General features: G+C 48.9%; 15 protein-coding genes and 1 riboswitch. Of the genes, 3 read left to right on the top strand and 12 right to left on the bottom strand.

What is annotated here, in order from left to right:
* Nucleotides 1-165 precede the first annotated feature (165 nt).
* The 3 genes from DWY93_RS01225 to DWY93_RS01215 all read right to left on the bottom strand — a co-directional run bounded on the left by DWY93_RS01225 (nt 166) and on the right by DWY93_RS01215 (nt 3,499).
* The gene (locus DWY93_RS01225; protein ID WP_015553227.1) at nt 166-810 is read right to left on the bottom strand and encodes a chloramphenicol acetyltransferase; all 645 of its coding nucleotides are present in this window, start codon (nt 808-810) and stop codon (nt 166-168) included.
* 153 nt (nt 811-963) lie between these two features.
* The gene (locus DWY93_RS01220; protein ID WP_117469134.1) at nt 964-2,658 is read right to left on the bottom strand and encodes an AAA family ATPase; all 1,695 of its coding nucleotides are present in this window, start codon (nt 2,656-2,658) and stop codon (nt 964-966) included.
* Between the two features lie 184 nt (nt 2,659-2,842).
* Entirely contained in the window at nt 2,843-3,499 is a 657-nt protein-coding gene (locus DWY93_RS01215) for an HD domain-containing protein (RefSeq protein WP_117469133.1), read from the bottom strand.
* 415 nt (nt 3,500-3,914) lie between these two features.
* On the opposite strand from DWY93_RS01215, the gene DWY93_RS01210 reads away from it, so the two are divergent.
* Together DWY93_RS01210 and DWY93_RS01205 are read left to right on the top strand one after the other, a co-directional pair.
* Complete coding sequence (locus DWY93_RS01210) at nt 3,915-5,246, top strand: MATE family efflux transporter (RefSeq protein WP_117469132.1); 1,332 nt, start codon at nt 3,915-3,917, stop codon at nt 5,244-5,246.
* 73 nt (nt 5,247-5,319) lie between these two features.
* The gene (locus tag DWY93_RS01205) at nt 5,320-5,745 is read left to right on the top strand and encodes a MarR family transcriptional regulator (protein WP_117469131.1); all 426 of its coding nucleotides are present in this window, start codon (nt 5,320-5,322) and stop codon (nt 5,743-5,745) included.
* Nucleotides 5,746-5,870: 125 nt separating this feature from the next.
* Here DWY93_RS01205 and ribE (DWY93_RS01200) read toward each other — a convergent pair whose 3' ends face one another.
* The 4 genes from ribE (DWY93_RS01200) to ribD all read right to left on the bottom strand — a co-directional run bounded on the left by ribE (DWY93_RS01200) (nt 5,871) and on the right by ribD (nt 9,727).
* On the bottom strand, nt 5,871-6,344 hold the full coding sequence (gene ribE / locus DWY93_RS01200; protein ID WP_015553223.1) for a 6,7-dimethyl-8-ribityllumazine synthase: 474 nt from the start codon (nt 6,342-6,344) through the stop codon (nt 5,871-5,873).
* A gap of 213 nt (nt 6,345-6,557) precedes the next feature.
* Nucleotides 6,558-7,769: a bifunctional 3,4-dihydroxy-2-butanone-4-phosphate synthase/GTP cyclohydrolase II gene (locus tag DWY93_RS01195; RefSeq protein ID WP_117469130.1), complete on the bottom strand. Its 1,212-nt coding sequence runs from the start codon at nt 7,767-7,769 to the stop codon at nt 6,558-6,560.
* A gap of 127 nt (nt 7,770-7,896) precedes the next feature.
* Entirely contained in the window at nt 7,897-8,595 is a 699-nt protein-coding gene (gene ribE, locus DWY93_RS01190; RefSeq protein WP_117469129.1) for a riboflavin synthase, read from the bottom strand.
* A gap of 22 nt (nt 8,596-8,617) precedes the next feature.
* Nucleotides 8,618-9,727, bottom strand: a complete 1,110-nt coding sequence (ribD, locus tag DWY93_RS01185) for a bifunctional diaminohydroxyphosphoribosylaminopyrimidine deaminase/5-amino-6-(5-phosphoribosylamino)uracil reductase RibD (RefSeq protein WP_117469128.1) — start codon at nt 9,725-9,727, stop codon at nt 8,618-8,620.
* Nucleotides 9,728-10,029: 302 nt separating this feature from the next.
* A riboswitch (FMN riboswitch) is annotated at nt 10,030-10,144 on the bottom strand.
* A 237-nt stretch (nt 10,145-10,381) separates the two neighbouring features.
* On the opposite strand from ribD, the gene DWY93_RS01180 reads away from it, so the two are divergent.
* Nucleotides 10,382-11,566, top strand: a complete 1,185-nt coding sequence (locus tag DWY93_RS01180) for an iron-containing alcohol dehydrogenase (protein WP_117469127.1) — start codon at nt 10,382-10,384, stop codon at nt 11,564-11,566.
* A 259-nt stretch (nt 11,567-11,825) separates the two neighbouring features.
* On the opposite strand, the gene DWY93_RS01175 is transcribed toward DWY93_RS01180, so the two are convergent.
* The 5 genes from DWY93_RS01175 to DWY93_RS01155 all read right to left on the bottom strand — a co-directional run bounded on the left by DWY93_RS01175 (nt 11,826) and on the right by DWY93_RS01155 (nt 18,896).
* Nucleotides 11,826-12,836 carry a ferric reductase-like transmembrane domain-containing protein gene (locus DWY93_RS01175; protein WP_117469126.1) on the bottom strand — a complete coding sequence of 337 codons (1,011 nt, stop codon included), beginning with the start codon at nt 12,834-12,836 and terminating at the stop codon, nt 11,826-11,828.
* 139 nt (nt 12,837-12,975) lie between these two features.
* Nucleotides 12,976-14,412, bottom strand: a complete 1,437-nt coding sequence (locus DWY93_RS01170) for a carbon starvation CstA family protein (RefSeq protein WP_015553217.1) — start codon at nt 14,410-14,412, stop codon at nt 12,976-12,978.
* 166 nt (nt 14,413-14,578) lie between these two features.
* The gene (locus DWY93_RS01165) at nt 14,579-15,394 is read right to left on the bottom strand and encodes a LytTR family DNA-binding domain-containing protein (RefSeq protein ID WP_117469125.1); all 816 of its coding nucleotides are present in this window, start codon (nt 15,392-15,394) and stop codon (nt 14,579-14,581) included.
* Between the two features lie 207 nt (nt 15,395-15,601).
* Nucleotides 15,602-17,299: a LytS/YhcK type 5TM receptor domain-containing protein gene (locus DWY93_RS01160; protein ID WP_117469124.1), complete on the bottom strand. Its 1,698-nt coding sequence runs from the start codon at nt 17,297-17,299 to the stop codon at nt 15,602-15,604.
* Between the two features lie 259 nt (nt 17,300-17,558).
* Nucleotides 17,559-18,896: a dicarboxylate/amino acid:cation symporter gene (locus tag DWY93_RS01155; RefSeq protein ID WP_117469123.1), complete on the bottom strand. Its 1,338-nt coding sequence runs from the start codon at nt 18,894-18,896 to the stop codon at nt 17,559-17,561.
* Nucleotides 18,897-18,950 lie beyond the last annotated feature (54 nt).

The following is an 18,950-nucleotide window of genomic DNA, read 5'->3' as shown; positions in this document are numbered from 1 at the left end:
TTTTCAATCAGACAAGTGCTTCCCCGCGTTTTTTAAGAAAATCGTAACTGTTATTTTACTTATATATTCTCGAATTTTTATTCATAATCTGCGAACTTCTTCTTTGTAATACCGGATTCTGTAAAACAGCTTTTTCTGTGTGGCAGGAAGCTTGAAAGCTGCGCTTTAAAGTTCGATCATGTCGATCAGTTTCTGAAGTTCGTTGATAAACATGGATGTGTGATATCCGTCAGCGGCTGCGTGGGCGATGTTGACGCAGAATGGCATTGTAAGTATCCCGTCATGCTCTGTGAACTTACCGCAGGTAATAATTGGAAACAGCATCGGGGTTCCGCTCTCTGTGTAGGCGGAATAACCAGTAAAGTTTAACCACGGCACCATGGAGATACAGTAAAAGTTCTGTGGCTGTCCCGGTTTTGCCTTTACGGCTTTTACGTCTTTGTAGGTCTCCATGTCATCTCTCATATTTTTATAGAAGGTTTTAAAGTCTTCCGTGTATCCGGTCCAGACATCGGAGAAGGTATGGTCATCCTCATGGAAGATCGTATAATTCGGATGAAGGATATCGTAGTATCCCGGATTTCCTTCCTTGTCCCGTCCCATGCGGAATTCTTTTGTCACTGCGATCTGTTTTGAGACACAGTAGACAAAGGCAGGATAAAACTTCAGTCCTTTTTCTTTTACCTGCTGGTGCAGCTTCGTGATATCTAAGGACACAGTCACACTGTAGCCGCATTTTAACAGGTTTGTATAATAATCATAATGGGAGTTTCTCTCCCAGGTGGTTCGGTCGATCGGTGTAAATTTCATATGAATCTCCTTTAAAAGTACCCGGATTTTCTTTTCTATAAAAACTGGTAATTAACTTATATAAAAACAGAATCTTGCGTTTACAACGAATATTTAACTCCTAATACCAAACATTCTGCTGCCTGCAAGATCCCTTTACATTTTATACAATTCTTACCTTTCCAGTACTTCTGCCATGCATGTTTTTTTATTGCATACGACTCCATAATACAGGATTCTTTTCATCCCTTCCTGTCGAAACTCATATCCATAGTCTTTATCCTGTATCTGCTTTAACGCTTTTTGAACCATTTCTTTCTCATGGCCTGCTTCCGCATATTTCACTTCAATAACAATTCCTGTGCCAGAATTTGAGATCCGGATCGTAATATCACTGAATCCGTCCCCTGACTCCCGGTTGGATCTGACGATCCAGTCACTCTTATAACTCAGAATTCCAAGCAGGATTCCCTGATAAAAGTTTTCTTTCCGCGAGTGCTGTACAAAAGTGTCTCTGATACTGATCGTCTGTCTCATATATTCTGTAAATAGAGCTTCTACCTGTTCTACGTTTCCCGCTTCCAATGCGCTGCAGAATGAATCGGCCATCGTTCCATCGTTCTTTACATTTTTCTGGAACATTTGCAAAATATGTTCTGTGATGATGTTGCGGATCTCCTGATTTGGAATTGCCAGATCATATCGGTTTCCAACCGGTTCCCCTCTCTGCGTTAAATACCCTGTCATAAACAAAGTACTCCAGAGATTGTCCATAGATGAATACAATTCCTTATAGGTAAGTTCCTGATTAATATTTTTTTGAACCGAACCGCCATTGACAAGAAGTTCCAGTTCTTCTTTCGTTACTCCCGTCTGATCTTCCAGTCCATCAATAAAGTGGTAGATCATTTCATTTCCGCTTGTATTCAGCCAATAATTCTGAGGCGGAAGATATGGATCTTCAATATGGTCACTGCAATAATTGATCACATCCCACGGACAATAAACATCCGCTTTTCCGAATCGGTATCCATCATACCAGTTCTTTACTGTTTCATAATCCGAATCCAATTCGTAATAGTGAAGCATATCTCTCACTTCATCGTCTGTAAAACCGAAATATTCATCAAATGCAACTTTTGTGATTGGAAATATCTTAAAATTATTAAGTCCTGTAAATATACTCTCCTTGGCGACACGCAGACACCCAGTCAGGACCGCAAATTTCAAACTATCATTTGTTTTCAGAACATTCTCAAATAAGTTCCGAATCAGCAATGCCATCTCGTCATAATATCCATTCTCATTTGCCTTTGCCAACGGAACATCATACTCATCAATAAGGACAATGACTTTTCTGCCATAGCTTCGTTCGAGCAATTCCGAAAGTTCCTTTAAACTGTATACAAGTGTATCCTGCGTCATACCGCGGTCCATTAATTCTTCAAACAGCTTTTTGTCGACATCACTGAGTTTCTGACTATCCAGGGAAATAAATGCCCGCCTCGTCTCTGCATTCATGATTTTTACAAGGCTGCTGCAGGCACCTGAAAAATCACTGGCATTTACACCTTTCAGGCTGATGGAGATCACAGGAAACTGACCCATATATTTTTCACATAGTGCTGACTTCTGCGAAATATACAATCCCCGGAAAAGTTCAGGGTCCGCCCCAATTTCAAAGAAGCTGCGGAGCATACTCATATTCAGTGACTTTCCGAAACGCCGCGGGCGTGTAAATAGGTTAGCCTTTCCCCACTGGCTCAAAAGCTGTTCGATCAATTTTGTTTTATCTACATAATAGAAATTATCTCTTCTTATTTCTTCGAAATTTTCGATTCCTACCGGAAGTTTCAAAAGCTCTGTCATATGTATCTCCTCCTTTCCCTGTGCTGTTTTCTTCATTTTACCATCTGGCATTTGCACATGCAAGTTGAATCATTTCACTCCACTCGTATTCTGCCGGAATTTCCTGTTACAAAAAAGCACTCTCAGTACAGGCCGATTACGGTCTGTTCCAAGAGTGTCTCTGATGCATATTCCATATTTTATTTTATACGATCTTACTTCCGTTCGCTGTCATCTTGAATTTCGCTCCGAGCATTTCACACGCGCGGCGGCACATGAGCATCCTCTGTAAGAAGATCTCGAAGTACTCCAGCATGGAGCAGATGTTTTCGTCGATCTTCAGGTTCAGGGTGATCACTTTCTTTTCCTCGTTTACCTTTAATTTTGCCTCTGTAACCGCATAGTTTACACGGTCGTGGATATCAAAGGAGGCCATCTCCTTCTGGCGGACGCGATTTCTGCGTACATCCGTCTTGTCGGCGATGATAAGCGCCGCGGAGATCGGATCTACGGCTCCGCCCGTTGACTCATCATGGTTTCCGATCGCGGAGACGATGATCGCGCGGTCTGTGATCGGAAGATCCGTCTTTTCCAGGATCTGGGATGCCAGAAGGGCACCATACTCCGCATGGGCATGCCGGTTGATCGCATTTCCCATATCATGCATGAAACCGGCGATCTTCACCAGCTCGATATCGTGATCTGAGTAACCGAATTTCTTTAAGATCATTGCTGCCCGCTCCGCAACCATCGCGCAGTGCGCGTCCGAATGATCTGTAAATCCCATAGTCCCCAGATTGTCGTTTCCTTTTTTCAGGTAAGCTAAAACTTCCTCGTTTTTCTTGATTTCCTTATATGTCATATTCTTTTTCCTCTGCCGCAGTCGACCCAGCTCGTGACTGCTCTTTCTTTTTTCTCTCATTTTCACTTCTATAGCATATAGCAGAAAAAAGAAACGAACAATCACGCTCCGGTAAAAGAATGTAAAATCTGTGTAAAGTGTTGCTGTACACGAGTAGGAATTTTCTAAACTGAAAATCCCGTACAATACAGTGGTAGTAGTGGATTTTGCCGATTTGGAATGCGAAGCATCGGCAAAATCAGTTACTGTTTGTGCAAGGCGCGAACAGCAACTGCAAAGTTCTTCTTGACATATGTACGAAATCGTACTATGATTCTACGTACGATTTCGTACATCAACAGCTGCAAAACTGTCGATAGGAAACACATGAATTTTCCCTCGGGCAGACACAGTAAAAAAACTGAAAGGGTACACAATGAATATTTCACTTTCCGACCACTTTACCTATAAAAAACTCCTGCGGTTCACGTTTCCGTCTATCGTCATGATGATTTTAACGTCCATCTACGGTGTTGTGGACGGTGTTTTCGTCTCGAACTTTGTGGGTTCCGAGGCCTTCGCCTCCATCAATATCATTATGCCGTTTCTCATGATCCTCGGTGCCATCGGCTTTATGACCGGCAGCGGCGGCAGTGCCCTGGTGGCTCTGACCTTTGGAACCGGGAATGAAAAAAAGGCAAAGGAGATCTTTTCCCTCCTCGTCTACGTTCTGATCGCGGTGGGCTTCCTCTTTACGGTAGGCGGCGAGATCCTTTTAGCCCCGATGGCAAAACTCTTAGGCGCTGATGAGATACTCCTCCCCTACTGCGTCCGTTACGGCCGGATCATCCTGCTGGCTCTGATTCCCTTCATGCTGCAGAATGTATTCCAGAGCTTTCTCGTTGTTGCGGAACGCCCACAGCTCGGACTCCTGATCACCATCGCGTCAGGACTCACAAATATGATCCTCGATGCTTATTTTATCGCCGTTCTGCGTCTCGGCGTCGTGGGCGCTGCAGCCGCAACGGCGCTCAGCCAGTCCATCGGCGGACTGATTCCCCTGCTCTACTTTATCTTTCCGAACAAGAGCCGACTCCGCCTCGGAAGGACCCATATGGACTTTAGTGCCCTGTTGAAGTCCTGTACAAACGGCGCTTCCGAGTTTATGACGAACATCTCCATGTCCATCGTAAACATGCTCTACAACTGGCAGCTCATGCGCCTTTCCGGTTCCGACGGTGTTGCCGTATACGGCGTCATCATGTATGTGAGCTTTATCTTCGCGGCGCTCTTTATCGGCTACTCTATGGGAAGTGCCCCGATCGTGGGCTATCACTGCGGTGCAGGAAATAAGAGCGAGTTAAAGAATCTGCTCGGAAAAAGCTTCCGGCTGATCCTGACCTTCCAGATCATCCTGACGATCGTGGCAGAAGCGGGTGCCCCGTTTCTTGCGGGAATTTTCGTCCGCTATAACACGAACCTCTTAGACATAACGGTCCATGCATTCCGCTCATACTCGATCTCTTTCCTGTTCATGGGCTTCAGCATCTACGCATCGTCCTTCTTTACGGCACTCAACGACGGGTTCGTCTCCGCTGTAATCTCCTTCTGCCGTACCATGATCTTTGAAACAGGGGCTGTGATCATACTGCCGTTTTTCCTCGGTGTCTCCGGGATCTGGTATTCCATCATCGCGGCGGAATTTATGGCGGTATGCCTGTCGCTCTTCTTCCTGATCCGGAAGGCAAAGAAGTACGGATACACATAGACTGATAGCCCGTGCAGGCGGATGCAAAGCCCTGCACTGCCCCCCATACACTTATATTTTCAGGAGATCTGCCATGTACTCTGCATTTAAAGAATTCTACAACCTGCTCAGCCAGGTCGACAGTGCCTACCATGACGCTGCATTAAAGCTCGGTCTCACGGACAGCGAGCTTGATATTCTCTACTCTCTCAACGAACACGGCTCCGGCTGCAATCAAAGTATTTTTTACAAAGAGACCGGCACCACAAAATCCACGATCAACTCTGCAGTACGCAGGATGGAACAGGCCGGCTATCTGTATCTGAAACCCGGAACTGGGAGGAACACCTGTGTTTTTCTCACGGAAAAAGGAGAGGAACTCATGAAAAATACCGCCCATCGCCTGATCGCCATCGAAAATGCGATTTTTGAGAGCTGGTCTCCCGAGGAGCAGCAGCTCTTCATGAAACTGAACCGGGATTTCGCGGCTAAATTCATGGAGGAGACGAAAACCTTATAAGCTCTGCTAAAGCAGAATGTGCCTTTTGTGTAATAGGAAATTCCGCGGAATCCCTATTACGCAAAAATCAGCGCCTCTGAAAAATGTTTTCAGGCGCTGATCTTTTACGTCTATATGATCTGAAATTAGAACTGTCTCATAAGATTTACCATCTCGATCGCGGAAAGTGCACAGTCATATCCCTTATTTCCACCTTTGCTTCCGGCACGGGCGATGGCCTGCTCAATGTTCTCGGTTGTCAGGACGCCGAAGAGTACCGGCATCTTCTCTGCCAGTCCCACCTGAGCGATTCCCTTGGAAACTTCACTGCACACATAATCATAGTGTGTGGTATCACCGCGGATCACAGCGCCAACGCAGATGATCGCGTCATACTTGCCGGACTTTGCCATGGCAGATGCCGCAACCGGGATCTCGAACGCTCCCGGAACCCAGGCTGCCGTGATATTTTCTTCCTCCACACCGTGGCGGACAAGTCCGTCAACTGCTCCGCCTAAAAGCTTATTTACGATGATCTCGTTGAAACGGGAAGCTACGATCCCCACTTTCATACCTTCCGGTGCTACAACTTTTCCTTCTAATACTTTGATCTCTTTCATGATGTTTCTCCTTTTCTTATGCTTACTGCTATTCAGAAGTCTTCATAATTACATGCAAAATTCTATTTCCAATTGCCCATCACTTCCATCCGTGCGGGATGCATGCCCGTAGATCTGTGCCGCCTGCGCGGCTGTAATCATCTCAGCACTTCCGTCCGTGCGGAATACATGCCGCCGGTGTACAGGACTTTCAGCAATGGACGTTCCACCCTATCACACTTTAATTTTTGTAAAGATATGTCCCATCTTGTCCTGCTTCGTCTTCAGATAGAAGCTGTCGTACTGCTGCGGATCGATCTCGATCGGCACGCGCTCATGGATCTCAAGTCCGAAGCCGGAAAGTCCGTAGATCTTCTCCGGATTGTTCGTGAGAAGTCTTAAGGACTTCACGCCGAGATCCTTTAAGATCTGTGCCCCGATCCAGTATTCCCTGAGATCCGGAGCAAAACCAAGCTTGATATTGGCCTCCACCGTGTCAAAGCCCTGCTCCTGAAGCACATACGTCTTCAGTTTGTTGATCAGACCGATGCCGCGGCCTTCCTGGCGCATGTAGAGGATGATGCCACGGCCTTCCGCCTCCACCTGGCGCATCGCGGTCTGGAGCTGTTTTCCGCAGTCACAGCGCATGGAACCGAACACATCTCCGGTGAGGCACTCGGAATGCACGCGGCAGAGCACATCCTCGCCGTCCCCGATATCACCCTTCACAAGCGCCACATGGTGCTCGCCGGTAATATCGTTCACATAGCCGTAGATCTTAAAGTGTCCGTACTGGGTCGGCATGTCCGCGCAGGCCTCCTGCACCACATGTTTTTCATGGACACGGCAGTAATCCTGCAGTGCCTTGATCGTGATAAATTTCAGTCCGTACTCCTTCGCCAGCTTCCACAGATTCGTGGTCCGCATCATGGTTCCGTCTTCCTCCATGATCTCACAGCACACGCCGCACTCGGAAAGTCCCGCCAGACGCATGAGGTCCACAGTTGCCTCGGTATGGCCGTTTCTCACGAGCACTCCGCCCCGTCTTGCTACAAGCGGGAATACGTGTCCCGGTCTTCTGAGATCCTGGGGCTTTGTCGCCGGGTCCACGCATTTCATCATCGTGTAGGAGCGCTCCGCCGCGGAAATTCCTGTTGTCGTGTCCACATGGTCAATGGAGACCGTGAATGCCGTGCAGTGGTTATCCGTGTTCTCGGATACCATCTGCGGAAGTCCCAGCCGCTCTGCCACTGCCGCGCTCATCGGCGTACAGATCAGTCCCTTTGCGTGGCTTGCCATGAAATTGATATTTGCCTGTGTCGCAAACTCTGCCGCGCAGATCATATCTCCCTCATTCTCCCGGTCCGGGTCATCTGTCACGAGAATGATCTTTCCCGCCCGCAGATCTTCGATCGCTTCTTCGATTGTGTTGTATTGCTCGTTCATATTTTCCTGCCTTTCCAGAGTCCTTTATTAAAAGTTTTTCGTAACTATTCAGTGCCTTCATAGTTACACGCAGAAATCCATTCCAGATCAGCTTCGCTGATGGGATTTTTGCCTTCCAGCCTATGTTTTAAAATCCATATTTCTGAAGAAACTCCATGCTGAGCCCCGAGTTTCCCTTCACATTTCCTGCGGCATTTTCACCGTCAGGCATTTTTCCCCTGTCCGCACCGGAATTTCTTCCGATATCCACAAATTTCTGAATATATTTCCCCACAATGTCGTTTTCCAGATTGACCGGATCTCCTGCTTTTTTCTTCAAAAGCGTTGTCTCCTCGCCGGTATGCGGGATTACCGACACCGAAAAGTTCCTCTTTGTCACCGCCGCCACCGTGAGGCTGATCCCGTCGATGCAGATCGACCCTTTTTCCACGATCAGATCCAGGATCTTATCCGCACATGCGATTGTGACCCAGACTGCATTCTCTTCCCGTCTCATCGATTCGATCTGCCCGGTTCCGTCAATGTGACCGGAAACGATATGACCGCCGAACCGGCCGTCCGCCGCCATGGCCCGCTCCAGATTTACATAACTTCCGTCCTGCAGTGCTCCGAGGCTGCTTCTCCTCACAGTTTCCGCCATCACGTCGGCGGAAAACTCGTTATTTTTCATATTTGTGACCGTAAGGCAGACACCATTGACTGCGATGCTGTCGCCGATCTTTGTTCCTTCCAGAACTTTTTTCGCTTTTACCGTCAGCGTACCGGAATTTCCGCGCAGGGAAAGTGCCTTCACCTGTCCGAGTTCTTCTACGATCCCTGTAAACATGCTCTCATTTCCTTTCCCATTTTCAATCTACTGAATATCTGAGCATCAGATCATCCCCGATCGTCTCCACCTGTCTCAGTGTCAGCATCACGGCTTCCGCCGGATGCGCCACACCGATCCCGGAAACCGGAGTCTTCGCACCGGCACCGCCGAAGATCTTCGGTGCGATAAACGCGCAGATCTCGTTTACGATCCCGGCTGACAGCGCCGCGTCATTTAAGGTACCTCCGCCCTCTAAAAGCACGCTGTCGATGCCCTGTTTTCCAAGATATTCCATGAGCTTTCTAAGATCCACACGCCCGTCTGCGTCCGGGACCGACACGGTCTCCACGCCGGCCGTGTGAAGCTGTTCCTCTTTCTCTTCCGCTTCTTTACAGCCTTCCCCGGAATGCTCCCCCGCATACGCTACGATGGTCCGGTACTCCTTTGCCGTCTTCACGATCTGTGAATCCATTGGGATCCTGAGCCCACTGTCGCAGATGATCCGCACCGGACTCTTCAGCCCGGGGATCCGGACGTTTAACATCGGATCGTCTGCCAGGACCGTGCCGATCCCAGCCATGATCCCCATATACTGGTGGCGCAGCTCCTGCACCTTTTTCCTTGCGCTTTCTCCTGTGATCCACTTGGAGTCGCCGGTCCGCGCAGCGATCTTTCCGTCCGCCGTCATGGCGTATTTCATGACCACATAGGGCGTTTTCTTTGTGATATAATGAAAGAATACCGGATTTAACGCATCGCATTCCTCACGCATAAAGTCCTCTTCCACCCGGACTCCCGCTGCTCTTAAGATCGCCACTCCTTTTCCTGCTACCAGGGGATTCGGATCTCTTGAACCGATCACAACTCTTGCGATCTTCTGCTCGAGGATCGCCTCCGTGCAGGGCGGTGTCTTTCCGTAATGGCAGCACGGCTCTAACGTCACATAGAGTGTCGCGCCCTCCGCACTTTCCGTGAGCGATGCAATGGCGTTTCTCTCCGCGTGAAGTTTTCCGCACCGCTCATGATAACCTTCCCCTATGATCCTTCCGTCTTTCACGATCACAGCTCCCACGAGGGGATTCGGGCTCGTCCAGCCAAGTCCCCCCTTTGCAAGCTCAATGGCCCGCAGCATATAATCCCGGTCCGTCATCTTTTTCACTCCTCTTTCCGCAAACCTGCCTTACAGGCGCAATCAGAAAGTTCCATAGGAATTTTCTGTTAAAAAAACCTGTAAAGTAGATGCCTACAGGGTTTTCCATATTCGATCCGTTGTTTCATCCGGAAATATAAATTTCCGTTATTCCCAGCTTTTCCCGGATCCTTTTCATTAAAAAAGCCCTGAAACAGTTTCCTATTCCAGAGCTACTGATCCGATCTTCCGTGATCCGGAATTCCTCAATCCCGTCCTCTTTTTCGAGCACCGGATCGCTTCCGCATATCACAAACAAACCTGAAATTCTTCTTTCATCCAGACTATACTGTCGGCCCCGGAATCTCACCGGATCATGCCTCTCGGCTCGCGGGCTTTACCGCCGGTAGGGACTTGCACCCTGCCCTGAAGACTTATTATTGAATTGTCCTATCGCTGACCGTCATATTCATCAGCGGTTGTTTACAATATACTCCTGTATTTTAAATTTGTAAAGTGTTTTTAACAGGAATTTTTGTCATCCGGGCTTATCTAAAATTTATGTAAAATCGATGCAGGGGATCCTTTTGCTCAAAATCCTTGCAATGTGCTTGATTTTCCAGTATACTTGATATATTAAGCACTGCTATTTTCACAGCATAAGGAGGAAATTCCATGTTCAACTTTAATTTCTATACCCCGACCCGTGTCGTATTCGGAAAAGAAACCGAATACCGGATCGGAAAGCTTGTAAAAAATGTAAACTGTAAAAAAGTCCTGCTCCACTACGGAGGCGGCAGCGTGATCCGCTCCGGTCTTCTCGGACGCATTAAAGAGTCTTTGGACGCGTCCGGAGTCAGCTATGTGGAACTTGGCGGTGTTGTCCCAAACCCACGTCTTTCCTTAGTCCGCGAGGGAATCGAGCTCTGCAGAAAGGAGGGCGTTGATTTTCTTCTGGCGGTAGGCGGCGGAAGTGTCATCGACTCCGCAAAAGCCATCGGTTACGGTCTCGCGAACGACGGTGACGTCTGGGATTTCTATGAACACGCCCGTCAGGCATCCGCATGCCTTCCGATCGGCGTTGTTCTGACCATCGCTGCTTCCGGAAGTGAGATGAGCAACAGCTCTGTCATCACAAACGATGAAACACTGGAAAAACGCGGCTACAACAATGATATCTCCCGCCCTGTATTCGCTGTCATGAACCCGGAGATCACAATGACTCTCCCGCCATACCAGACAGCCTGCGGCTGCACCGATATTCTGATGCATACCATGGAGCGCTATTTCACAAACGGCGGAAATATGGAAATCACCGATGCCATTGCGGAAGGTCTTATGCGCACCGTGATCACGAACGCGAAGATCCTTGTGGACGATCCAGACAACTATGACGCGAGAGCCGAGGTGATGTGGTCCGGAAGTCTCTCCCACAACGGCCTCACCGGCTGCGGAAACGACGGCGGAGACTTCGCCTCCCACCTCTTAGAGCATGAGATCGGCGGAATGTTCGACGTTGCCCACGGTGCGGGACTGGCGGCGATCTGGGGCAGCTGGGCAAGATATGTGATCGACAGCTGCACTCCGCGTTTTGCGAAATTCGCAGTGAATGTCATGGGTGTTGAACCTGGAAAAGATGATATGGAGACGGGTTTAAAGGGGATCGAGGCCATGGAAGACTTCTACCGTGCCATCAGTATGCCGACAAACTTAAAGGAACTCGGCATCGATCCGACAGAAGAACAGCTTGAGACCATGGCGAAAAACGCGAGAATCGCTGCAGGCGGCCCGAAGGGATCCGCGAAGAAGCTGGAAGCGGAAGATATGCTTAAGATCTATCAGATGGCTGCAGGAAAATAGCAGAAATCTATCAAAATCGCATGAAGAAAACCGAGATGCCGCCTATCTGCGCAGCATCCCGGTTTTCATATAATACCATGAATCCTTGTTTTTTATAAAAAAACGTGCCTTGGCACATTCTCGCGCCTCGCGCAGTCGCTTGCGACAGTCTACATCTTCGCGTGAGTGCACATCTTTGGAATTCCTCGGAATTTCCTGTTACATAAAATAAGACTGCCGTCCAGCATAAGCCTACTGATACGGCAGTCAATTTTTTCATCTACACGTAATCTCTGACCAGAAAGACCGGCTTGATCGCCATGATCTCATCGAATTCCTCCTGGGTGACGGATACATCCGCGTTGGTCTTTTTCAGATCATTTTTTACAACGTCAAACGCGTCCTCCACAGACTCGGCGCGCCCCTCACGGACAGCACGCTGCATCCGCTCTACGGTCACCGGATGAAGATAACAGGCCGGAACCGGAAGTCCGAGATGGAGACTGTCCACATAGCCCGTAACGGCTTCTTCCGCCGCTGTAAGACGTTTTTCAATGGCTTTCCGGTTATTCGTACTCGTCGGCATGACATTCGCTCCGGAGAACAGGAAGATCGCCGCCATTCCAAAGAGGACAAAGTATACGGCAAACGCATCGTGATTCATAAAGGAGAATACGCCATATGCAAGCGCCGCCACCCCCATGACTACCATGAATAAAGCGAGCCATTTGTAAAACGGCTTTGTCTTCTCATACGTTCTCTTTTTCTTTGCCGCGTTGGTGAGCTCTGTGAACAGGGACAACCGTTTCGTGAGAGCTGCCTTTGCCTGTTCCAGAACATTTACCGTCTCCTTCGCCTGCTCAGAAAGAGGAGTGAGACATTTCTCCGCCTGCTTTTTCTCAGCTTCCGCAAGGCGCTTTTCCGCCGCTTCACTCACGGTCTTTATCTGCGGGAACCGTTCCTTCGCGGATGCCACGAAAGCGTCCACCTGATCCTCATATTTAAAGTTGCACTGTTTTTCCTTCCCATCCTCGTAGACAACCACCAGATACGGCATGGTGGCAAATAGGCCTTTTCCGGTAAATCCGCCTTTGCTCATTGCCACACGCTTAAAAACACGGGAGACGGAAGCTGCCGGGACATAATACCGCCGCTCCAGATAAAAGCTGTTGAGGTACAGTGCCTCTTTTCCGATTCCGCAGGGACCGATCTTCTTACAGTGCTTTTTGTCCTCTGAAAGAATACTCTCCGGAATCTCTTTTTCTCCAAGTTTTGCCGGTTTTAAGAACATAACTCTCGCCTCCCAAATACTGAATAACCAGTATAAGCTGCCCTCAGCCTTTCACCGGGGCAGCTTATACTTTCTGCATCATCTGCAGTCAGACACTCCCAGCTTTGCAGCCTGTCTTTCGTGTCATTATAATCTTACATTATGCTGTCTGTTTCTTCGTTGCACGGATGAAGATTCCAAGGAATACAACCGCAAGTACGATACCTACCGGGTACGCAACTGCAGTACCGAGGTTTAAGCACTCTTTTGCACAGAAGAAATATGTCATGGAAACAGCGCTCATGAAGGTTGCCGGAACTGCTGTGAGCCAGTAGTTCTTCTTTGCCTTGTAGAGGTACATGCTTGCTGTCCAGAGAACGATCATAGCCAGTGTCTGGTTGGTCCAGCTGAAATATCTCCATACGATGCTGTAATCCATATGTCCAACGATAGCGCCGATTCCAAGTAATGGTACGCAGAGAAGCAGACGGTTCTTCCAGTTCTTCTGGTCAACCTTGAACCAGTCAGCAAGTGTTAAACGTGCGCTTCTGAATGCTGTATCACCGGAAGTGATCGGGCAGGCGATAACACCTAACATAGCAAGAGCAATGCCAACACCGCCCATGGTCTTCTGGCAGACATCATAGATGGCTGCGGACTGACCGTTCTTCATGATCTCTGCGAGACCTGTGTTTAAACCACCTGTCACTTCGTAGAGAGAGCATCCTGCTGCTGCCCAGATCAGGGCGATAATACCTTCGCATACCATTGCGCCGTAGAATACGAAATGACCCTGTTTCTCAGATTTCATACAGCGCGCCATAAGAGGTGACTGTGTTGCGTGGAAACCGGAGATCGCGCCGCAGGCAACGGTGATGAACATGAAGCTCCATACCGGTGTTCCGCTCGGATGCATGTTTCTGAAATTGCTCCAGATCTCCGGGATCACATATTCCGGTTTTGTGAAGATACCAAAAGCAACACCGAGTGCCATGATAATCAGGCAGATACCAAAGATCGGATAGATCTTACCGATGATCTTGTCGATAGAAATAAAGGTTGCGATAAAGTAGTAAGCCAGAATGATCCAGAGCCACATCTCTTTGTTTACGACAAGGCCCTGTGCTCCGCCGTTGCTGAACAGGGTTACGATCAGACCGGCCGGACCAACTGCGAAAACAGTACCGACCATGACAAGAAGTACAACACTGAATACACGCATCACGTTCTGCATCAGGCCGCCGAGGTAGATTCCGCATACCTCTGAGATCGAAGCACCATCATTTCTCTCGGACATCATGCCGGAGAAGAAGTCATGAACACCGCCGGCAAAGATCGTACCGAAGGTGATCCACAGAAATACGATCGGTCCCCACAATGCACCCTGCATGGCTCCGAAGATCGGGCCCAGACCAGCGATATTCAGAAGCTGGATCAGAAAGAGTTTCCATTGGGGCATGACTACGTAGTCGACACCATCGTTGATTCTGACTGCCGGTGTCTCTCTGTCATCCGGACTGAAAATGTTATTTACGAGGTTGCCGTAGACAAAGTAACCTCCGATTAAAAGTGCCAGACAGACGAGAAAACTAATCATACAAATCCCTCCTTGAATATACATTATGCTTAGTTCTTTTTCTTTAAGCAAATATATTATAGTATATTTTGCACAATATTTAAAGATGGCCTGCATGAACAGCATGGTTATCTGCACAAACGGCACTCCTTTCGCCATGAACGGAGTGCCGCAGCTTCTCTTTCTGTCAGCTGATCTTCAGCAGCTGTTTTAATGTTTTCAGTTTTTCTCTTCCCACCGGGAGTTCCCGGCTCTCATACCCCTTCATATGTACGGAAAGTCCGTTTCCGCTGCCTGCAAAAAGTTCCGAAATAAATGACAGATTTATGAGATAACTCTTATGGATCCGGAAGAATCCGAAGTCCGCCAGCTTTTTCTCAAGTTCTCCCAAAAGCTGGTTGACCTCATAGGATCTCGATGTGGTGTGGACCACACATCCGTGTCCGTCGGTCTCCGCATACACGATCTGGGCGATCTCCAGAAACAGGATTCCGCGGCTGGCCGTCACAGGGATCTTGCCGAATACCGCTGCTTCGCGCCTCTCTTCCATACCTGTGTTTTCCTGCTCTGCTCCCTGTTTTTCTGCTGCTGCCGGTTCCGTTTTTCCCTCCTGCTCCTCCATTTGCCACGCAGGATCAAGTTTTCCTTCCCCAATGCATTTTTTCACAACATGGTGCACCCGCTCCGGATCGAACGGTTTTAAAATATAATCATCGATCTCCATCTCGTACGCTTTCGCGGCATACTGGGAATAGGCGGTGGCAAAGACGATCTTCGCCCCGGGAAACAGTCTTTTTGCCGTGGCCGCCAGCGTCGTCCCCTCCATGTCCCCGAGGTCCATATCCACAAAGATCAGATCAAACGAATCCGCCTCATTAAACATCTTTAAGGCGTCCGATCCGCTCTCTGCTTCCGTGATCTCACAGTCCGGACGCACTTCCTTCACCCTGCGGATCAGCATTTTTCTTGCCGGTCTCTCATCATCGATCACTGCGATCTTCAAAACATCTCCCCCTGTCTCTCATAGTTTCCCCAATGTATAAAATAGCCCGGTCGTAACTGTTCAGTAGGTCTGCGCACTTGCTGCGCTGACCGTAAGAAAACATAGGCTGGAAGGCAAAAATCCCATCAGCGAAGCTGATCTGGAATGGATTTTTGCACGTAACTATGAAGGTACTGAATAGTTACGTCCGGTCACAGTATTTTCCTGTCAGCTCTCTGCCTGATACGGAATACAGAACGAAACATCCGCCCCGTCATCCGTATTCCGGATCTCCAGCCCATAACGCTTTCCGTATGTACTCTTCAAACGTTCATTCACATTTTTTAATCCCACACTGCCGGTCTTGTTTCCGGTCAGGATCCTCTCTGCCTCTTCCGGTTCAAAACCTTTTCCATGGTCCCTGACCCCGATCCTCACCAGCTCCTCCCCGGTCCCGCTCTGCATCCGTTTTGCCGAGATCTCCACTCTGCGCACCCCGTCCGCGCTGTTTCCATACCGGACAGCGTTCTCCACGATGGGCTGCAGGATAAAGGACGGAACCTGACAGGAGAGACCGTCTTCCACGTTGATCTCCACCCGAAGCTTTTCCTCAAATCTCGCCTCCTCGATCTCCAGATACGTCCGGACATGATTGATCTCCGTATCGATATCCAGCATGTACTGGTCATTCTCCAGAGTCTGGCGGTAGTAGGACGCTAACGTTAAGATCAGGTCACTGGCCTTTCCCGCGTCCTCATCACAGATGCAGGAAATCGTATTCAGCGCGTTGTAGAGAAAATGTGGGTTTACCTGGGACTGCAGCGCCTTAAACTCCGCTTTTTTCCGCAATTTCTTCTGATATTCCACATTGTAGACTCCTAACTGTGTGGAAAACATCTTCGCAAGTTCCTCCAGAAAATCCCCGATGCTCCGTTCCACACGGCGTCTCTTTTTTACGACAATGGACAGGCTTCCGATCTTCTCATCTCCGGCCATGACCGGAACTGTCACCGTCACGAGGGCGTGAAACAGCGGCCGTATCTCCTCTTCGAGATCTTCCTCCCAGATACATTCTGCTTTCATTCCTTTTGCCGGTCCTGTCAGATGTTCCAGAAACTTTTCCCGGCGGAAACGGCTGTCATCGATCAGGGAGCTCACCGCCAGAACTTCCTCTTCATCCGTGATGATCACCGCCTGACATGGAATCTCACCAAAAATGATATCAGTCACAGCCTCCATATTTTCCCGCTTTCCGAAACCTTTTCTCAGATAGACGAGACTCTTGTCCGCGATTCCCATGGAAAGGCGCATCCGCTCCGCAAACAGGCTGTCCTCGCGCATATACACCATATCAAAGGTCTTGAAAAAGAGCACCATTCCCACAGAATTCATGACGATCATCGGAACCGCGATCTTTCCCACAAGCTCCATCGCCGCACCGAGAGGCTTCGAGATCATCAGAATGATCACCATCTGCAGGATCTCCGCCTCTGCAGTCAGGAAAAACAGATCGACGCTGTCCATCTCCCCCGCCTTATATTTTTTATGGACCAGACTTCCCAGCACGCCTTCCACCAGCGTTGAGACCGCGCAGGAGGCTGCTGTAAAGCCGCCGATATCAAACAGGAACCGGTGGGCTCCGGCGATGAGTGCCGTCATCATTCCGACAAACGGTCCTCCCATGATCCCCGCAGTCAGAACGCCGATGACGCGGGTATTGACGATGGCCCCGCCGGTCTTTGTCCCTGTGTAGGTCGACACGATGCTGATGGCACCGAAGATCACTGCCAACGCCATCTTCTGGGCGATCGTGCTATTCTCTCCCCGGAACAGCTTCCGCACCGATGCCATATTGGTGAGCAGCGTTGCCAGAAGCACCAGCAGTCCGATATTTAAAAGCATGTTGAAAAACATGGTTCCTGTCATAAAGCTCCCCCTGTCCCCGCAGACTGGATGTTCTTGTCTGCCTCTTTCACATGTTTTTATCATATCATATTTTTCTGTTTATTTGTTCAGAAAATGTGAAGCGCGGTCGCTTGCGACAATCTACATCTTCGCGTGAGTGCACATCTTTGGAATTCCCCAGGATTTCCTGTTACATAAAAAAACTCCGGAAGACCTGGGCTTCTTCCCTCAGGTCTTCCGGAGCTTTGCACACCGACCGTAAACCAGGCCGGTATTTTCCTTATGAATTGTAGATATCCTCGTTTAACATTCCCTCGGATTTCGCAACGTAGATCGCGGTTGCGGAGTCACCGACAACGTTAAGCGCCGTTACTAACATCTCGATCGGGCGGTTGATCGCAAGGATCAGGCTGTATGCTAAGAGTGCACCGTCGTTGATGTAGCCAAGGCCGGAAAGGATTGTGAACAGGATGATCGCGCCTGCGCCCGGAGCTGCCGGTGTACCGGCGGATGCGATCAGGGCTAAGAGAGCGATCACGATGAGCTGGGACAGGGTTACATCGTATCCTGCGCAGCCTGCGATGAACAGAGTCGCAACGACCTGCATGATCGCGGTACCATTCATGTTGATGGTCATACCGAGCGGAAGTACGAAGGAAGCGATCTTCTCATCAACACCGAGCTCCTCTGTAGTTGTCTTCACGTTAAGCGGAAGAGCAGCCGCACTGGAGGAAGTGGAGAATCCGAATACTGCTACACGGAAGATCTTCTTTGCAAACTTCACCGGATTCTGCTTTGTTGTAACTGCTACAAAGATCGGGTATCCTACGAAGAGGAATAAGAGAAGCAGGATAACAGTTACGACAACGTATGCCAGAGCCGGTTTTAAGTGGTTGATTCCGTATGTCGCGAATGTTCTTGCAAGGAGAACGAAGATCGCGAACGGACCGAACTTTGTAACAACGTAGTTTAAGAATACAACAACGATATCGTTTACTTCTGTGATGAGCTTCTTTAATGTTGCGCTCTTCTCGTCGCCGACTGCCTTCATGCAGAGACCGAGGGAAACCGCTAAGAACACGATCGCGAGAACGGAAGTGTTTGTACTGAATACCGCTGTGATATTGGACGGAACAATGTTAAGGATCACATTTAACGGGTTGGAACCGGTAGATCCGGCAGAACCTTCAAGACCCTCCACCTGAATATTGAACACACCGGCATTGTAGATCATGATTCCGACTACGCACGCCATAAGTAATGCGAAGAAAGAGCAGATCAGGAAACCTGCGATCGTTTTTACGGAAATTCTGCCGAGAGTTCTTGTATCGGAAATCTGTCCGATCGCAAGTGTGATGGATGTGAATACCATCGGTACGATGACAAGCTGTAAAGAACGGATAAATAACTGACCGATAATATAGAAGATACCGAGTGCCTTTTCAGCGCCTGCCGCTGTGATGTCCTGGAACAGGATGCTGTTGATCGTTGCCCATACGGCTTCCTTGCCTGTGCTGTTGAGGTTTTCTCTTAAGAACATTAACAGAAGACCTGCTACCAGACCGCAGACGAGGGAAATACTCATTCTGACAGCGAGTGAACTTTTCTTTTTCTCCATGTAATCCTCCTTTTTTTAACCGCGCAACACACCCGGAAACATAAGCTTTGGGGC

Source organism: Clostridium sp. AF28-12 (genome assembly GCF_003435225.1).
GTDB lineage: Bacteria > Bacillota > Clostridia > Lachnospirales > Lachnospiraceae > Pilosibacter > Pilosibacter fragilis.
This window is presented reverse-complemented; position numbering and strand designations above follow the sequence as displayed.

Coding starts and splice junctions, on each gene's coding strand:
- DWY93_RS01155 (WP_117469123.1), bottom strand. CDS start 18,896: ATGGAGAAAAAGAAAAGTTCACTCGCTGTCAGAATGAGTATTTCCCTC.
- ribE (WP_015553223.1), bottom strand. CDS start 6,344: ATGAAAGAGATCAAAGTATTAGAAGGAAAAGTTGTAGCACCGGAAGGT.
- DWY93_RS01220 (WP_117469134.1), bottom strand. CDS start 2,658: ATGACAGAGCTTTTGAAACTTCCGGTAGGAATCGAAAATTTCGAAGAA.
- DWY93_RS01175 (WP_117469126.1), bottom strand. CDS start 12,836: ATGTTCTTAAAACCGGCAAAACTTGGAGAAAAAGAGATTCCGGAGAGT.
- DWY93_RS01215 (WP_117469133.1), bottom strand. CDS start 3,499: ATGACATATAAGGAAATCAAGAAAAACGAGGAAGTTTTAGCTTACCTG.
- ribE (WP_117469129.1), bottom strand. CDS start 8,595: ATGTTTACAGGGATCGTAGAAGAACTCGGACAGGTGAAGGCACTTTCC.
- DWY93_RS01210 (WP_117469132.1), top strand. CDS start 3,915: ATGAATATTTCACTTTCCGACCACTTTACCTATAAAAAACTCCTGCGG.
- DWY93_RS01160 (WP_117469124.1), bottom strand. CDS start 17,299: ATGACAGGAACCATGTTTTTCAACATGCTTTTAAATATCGGACTGCTG.
- DWY93_RS01180 (WP_117469127.1), top strand. CDS start 10,382: ATGTTCAACTTTAATTTCTATACCCCGACCCGTGTCGTATTCGGAAAA.
- ribD (WP_117469128.1), bottom strand. CDS start 9,727: ATGACGGACCGGGATTATATGCTGCGGGCCATTGAGCTTGCAAAGGGG.
- DWY93_RS01170 (WP_015553217.1), bottom strand. CDS start 14,412: ATGATTAGTTTTCTCGTCTGTCTGGCACTTTTAATCGGAGGTTACTTT.
- DWY93_RS01225 (WP_015553227.1), bottom strand. CDS start 810: ATGAAATTTACACCGATCGACCGAACCACCTGGGAGAGAAACTCCCAT.
- DWY93_RS01195 (WP_117469130.1), bottom strand. CDS start 7,769: ATGAACGAGCAATACAACACAATCGAAGAAGCGATCGAAGATCTGCGG.
- DWY93_RS01205 (WP_117469131.1), top strand. CDS start 5,320: ATGTACTCTGCATTTAAAGAATTCTACAACCTGCTCAGCCAGGTCGAC.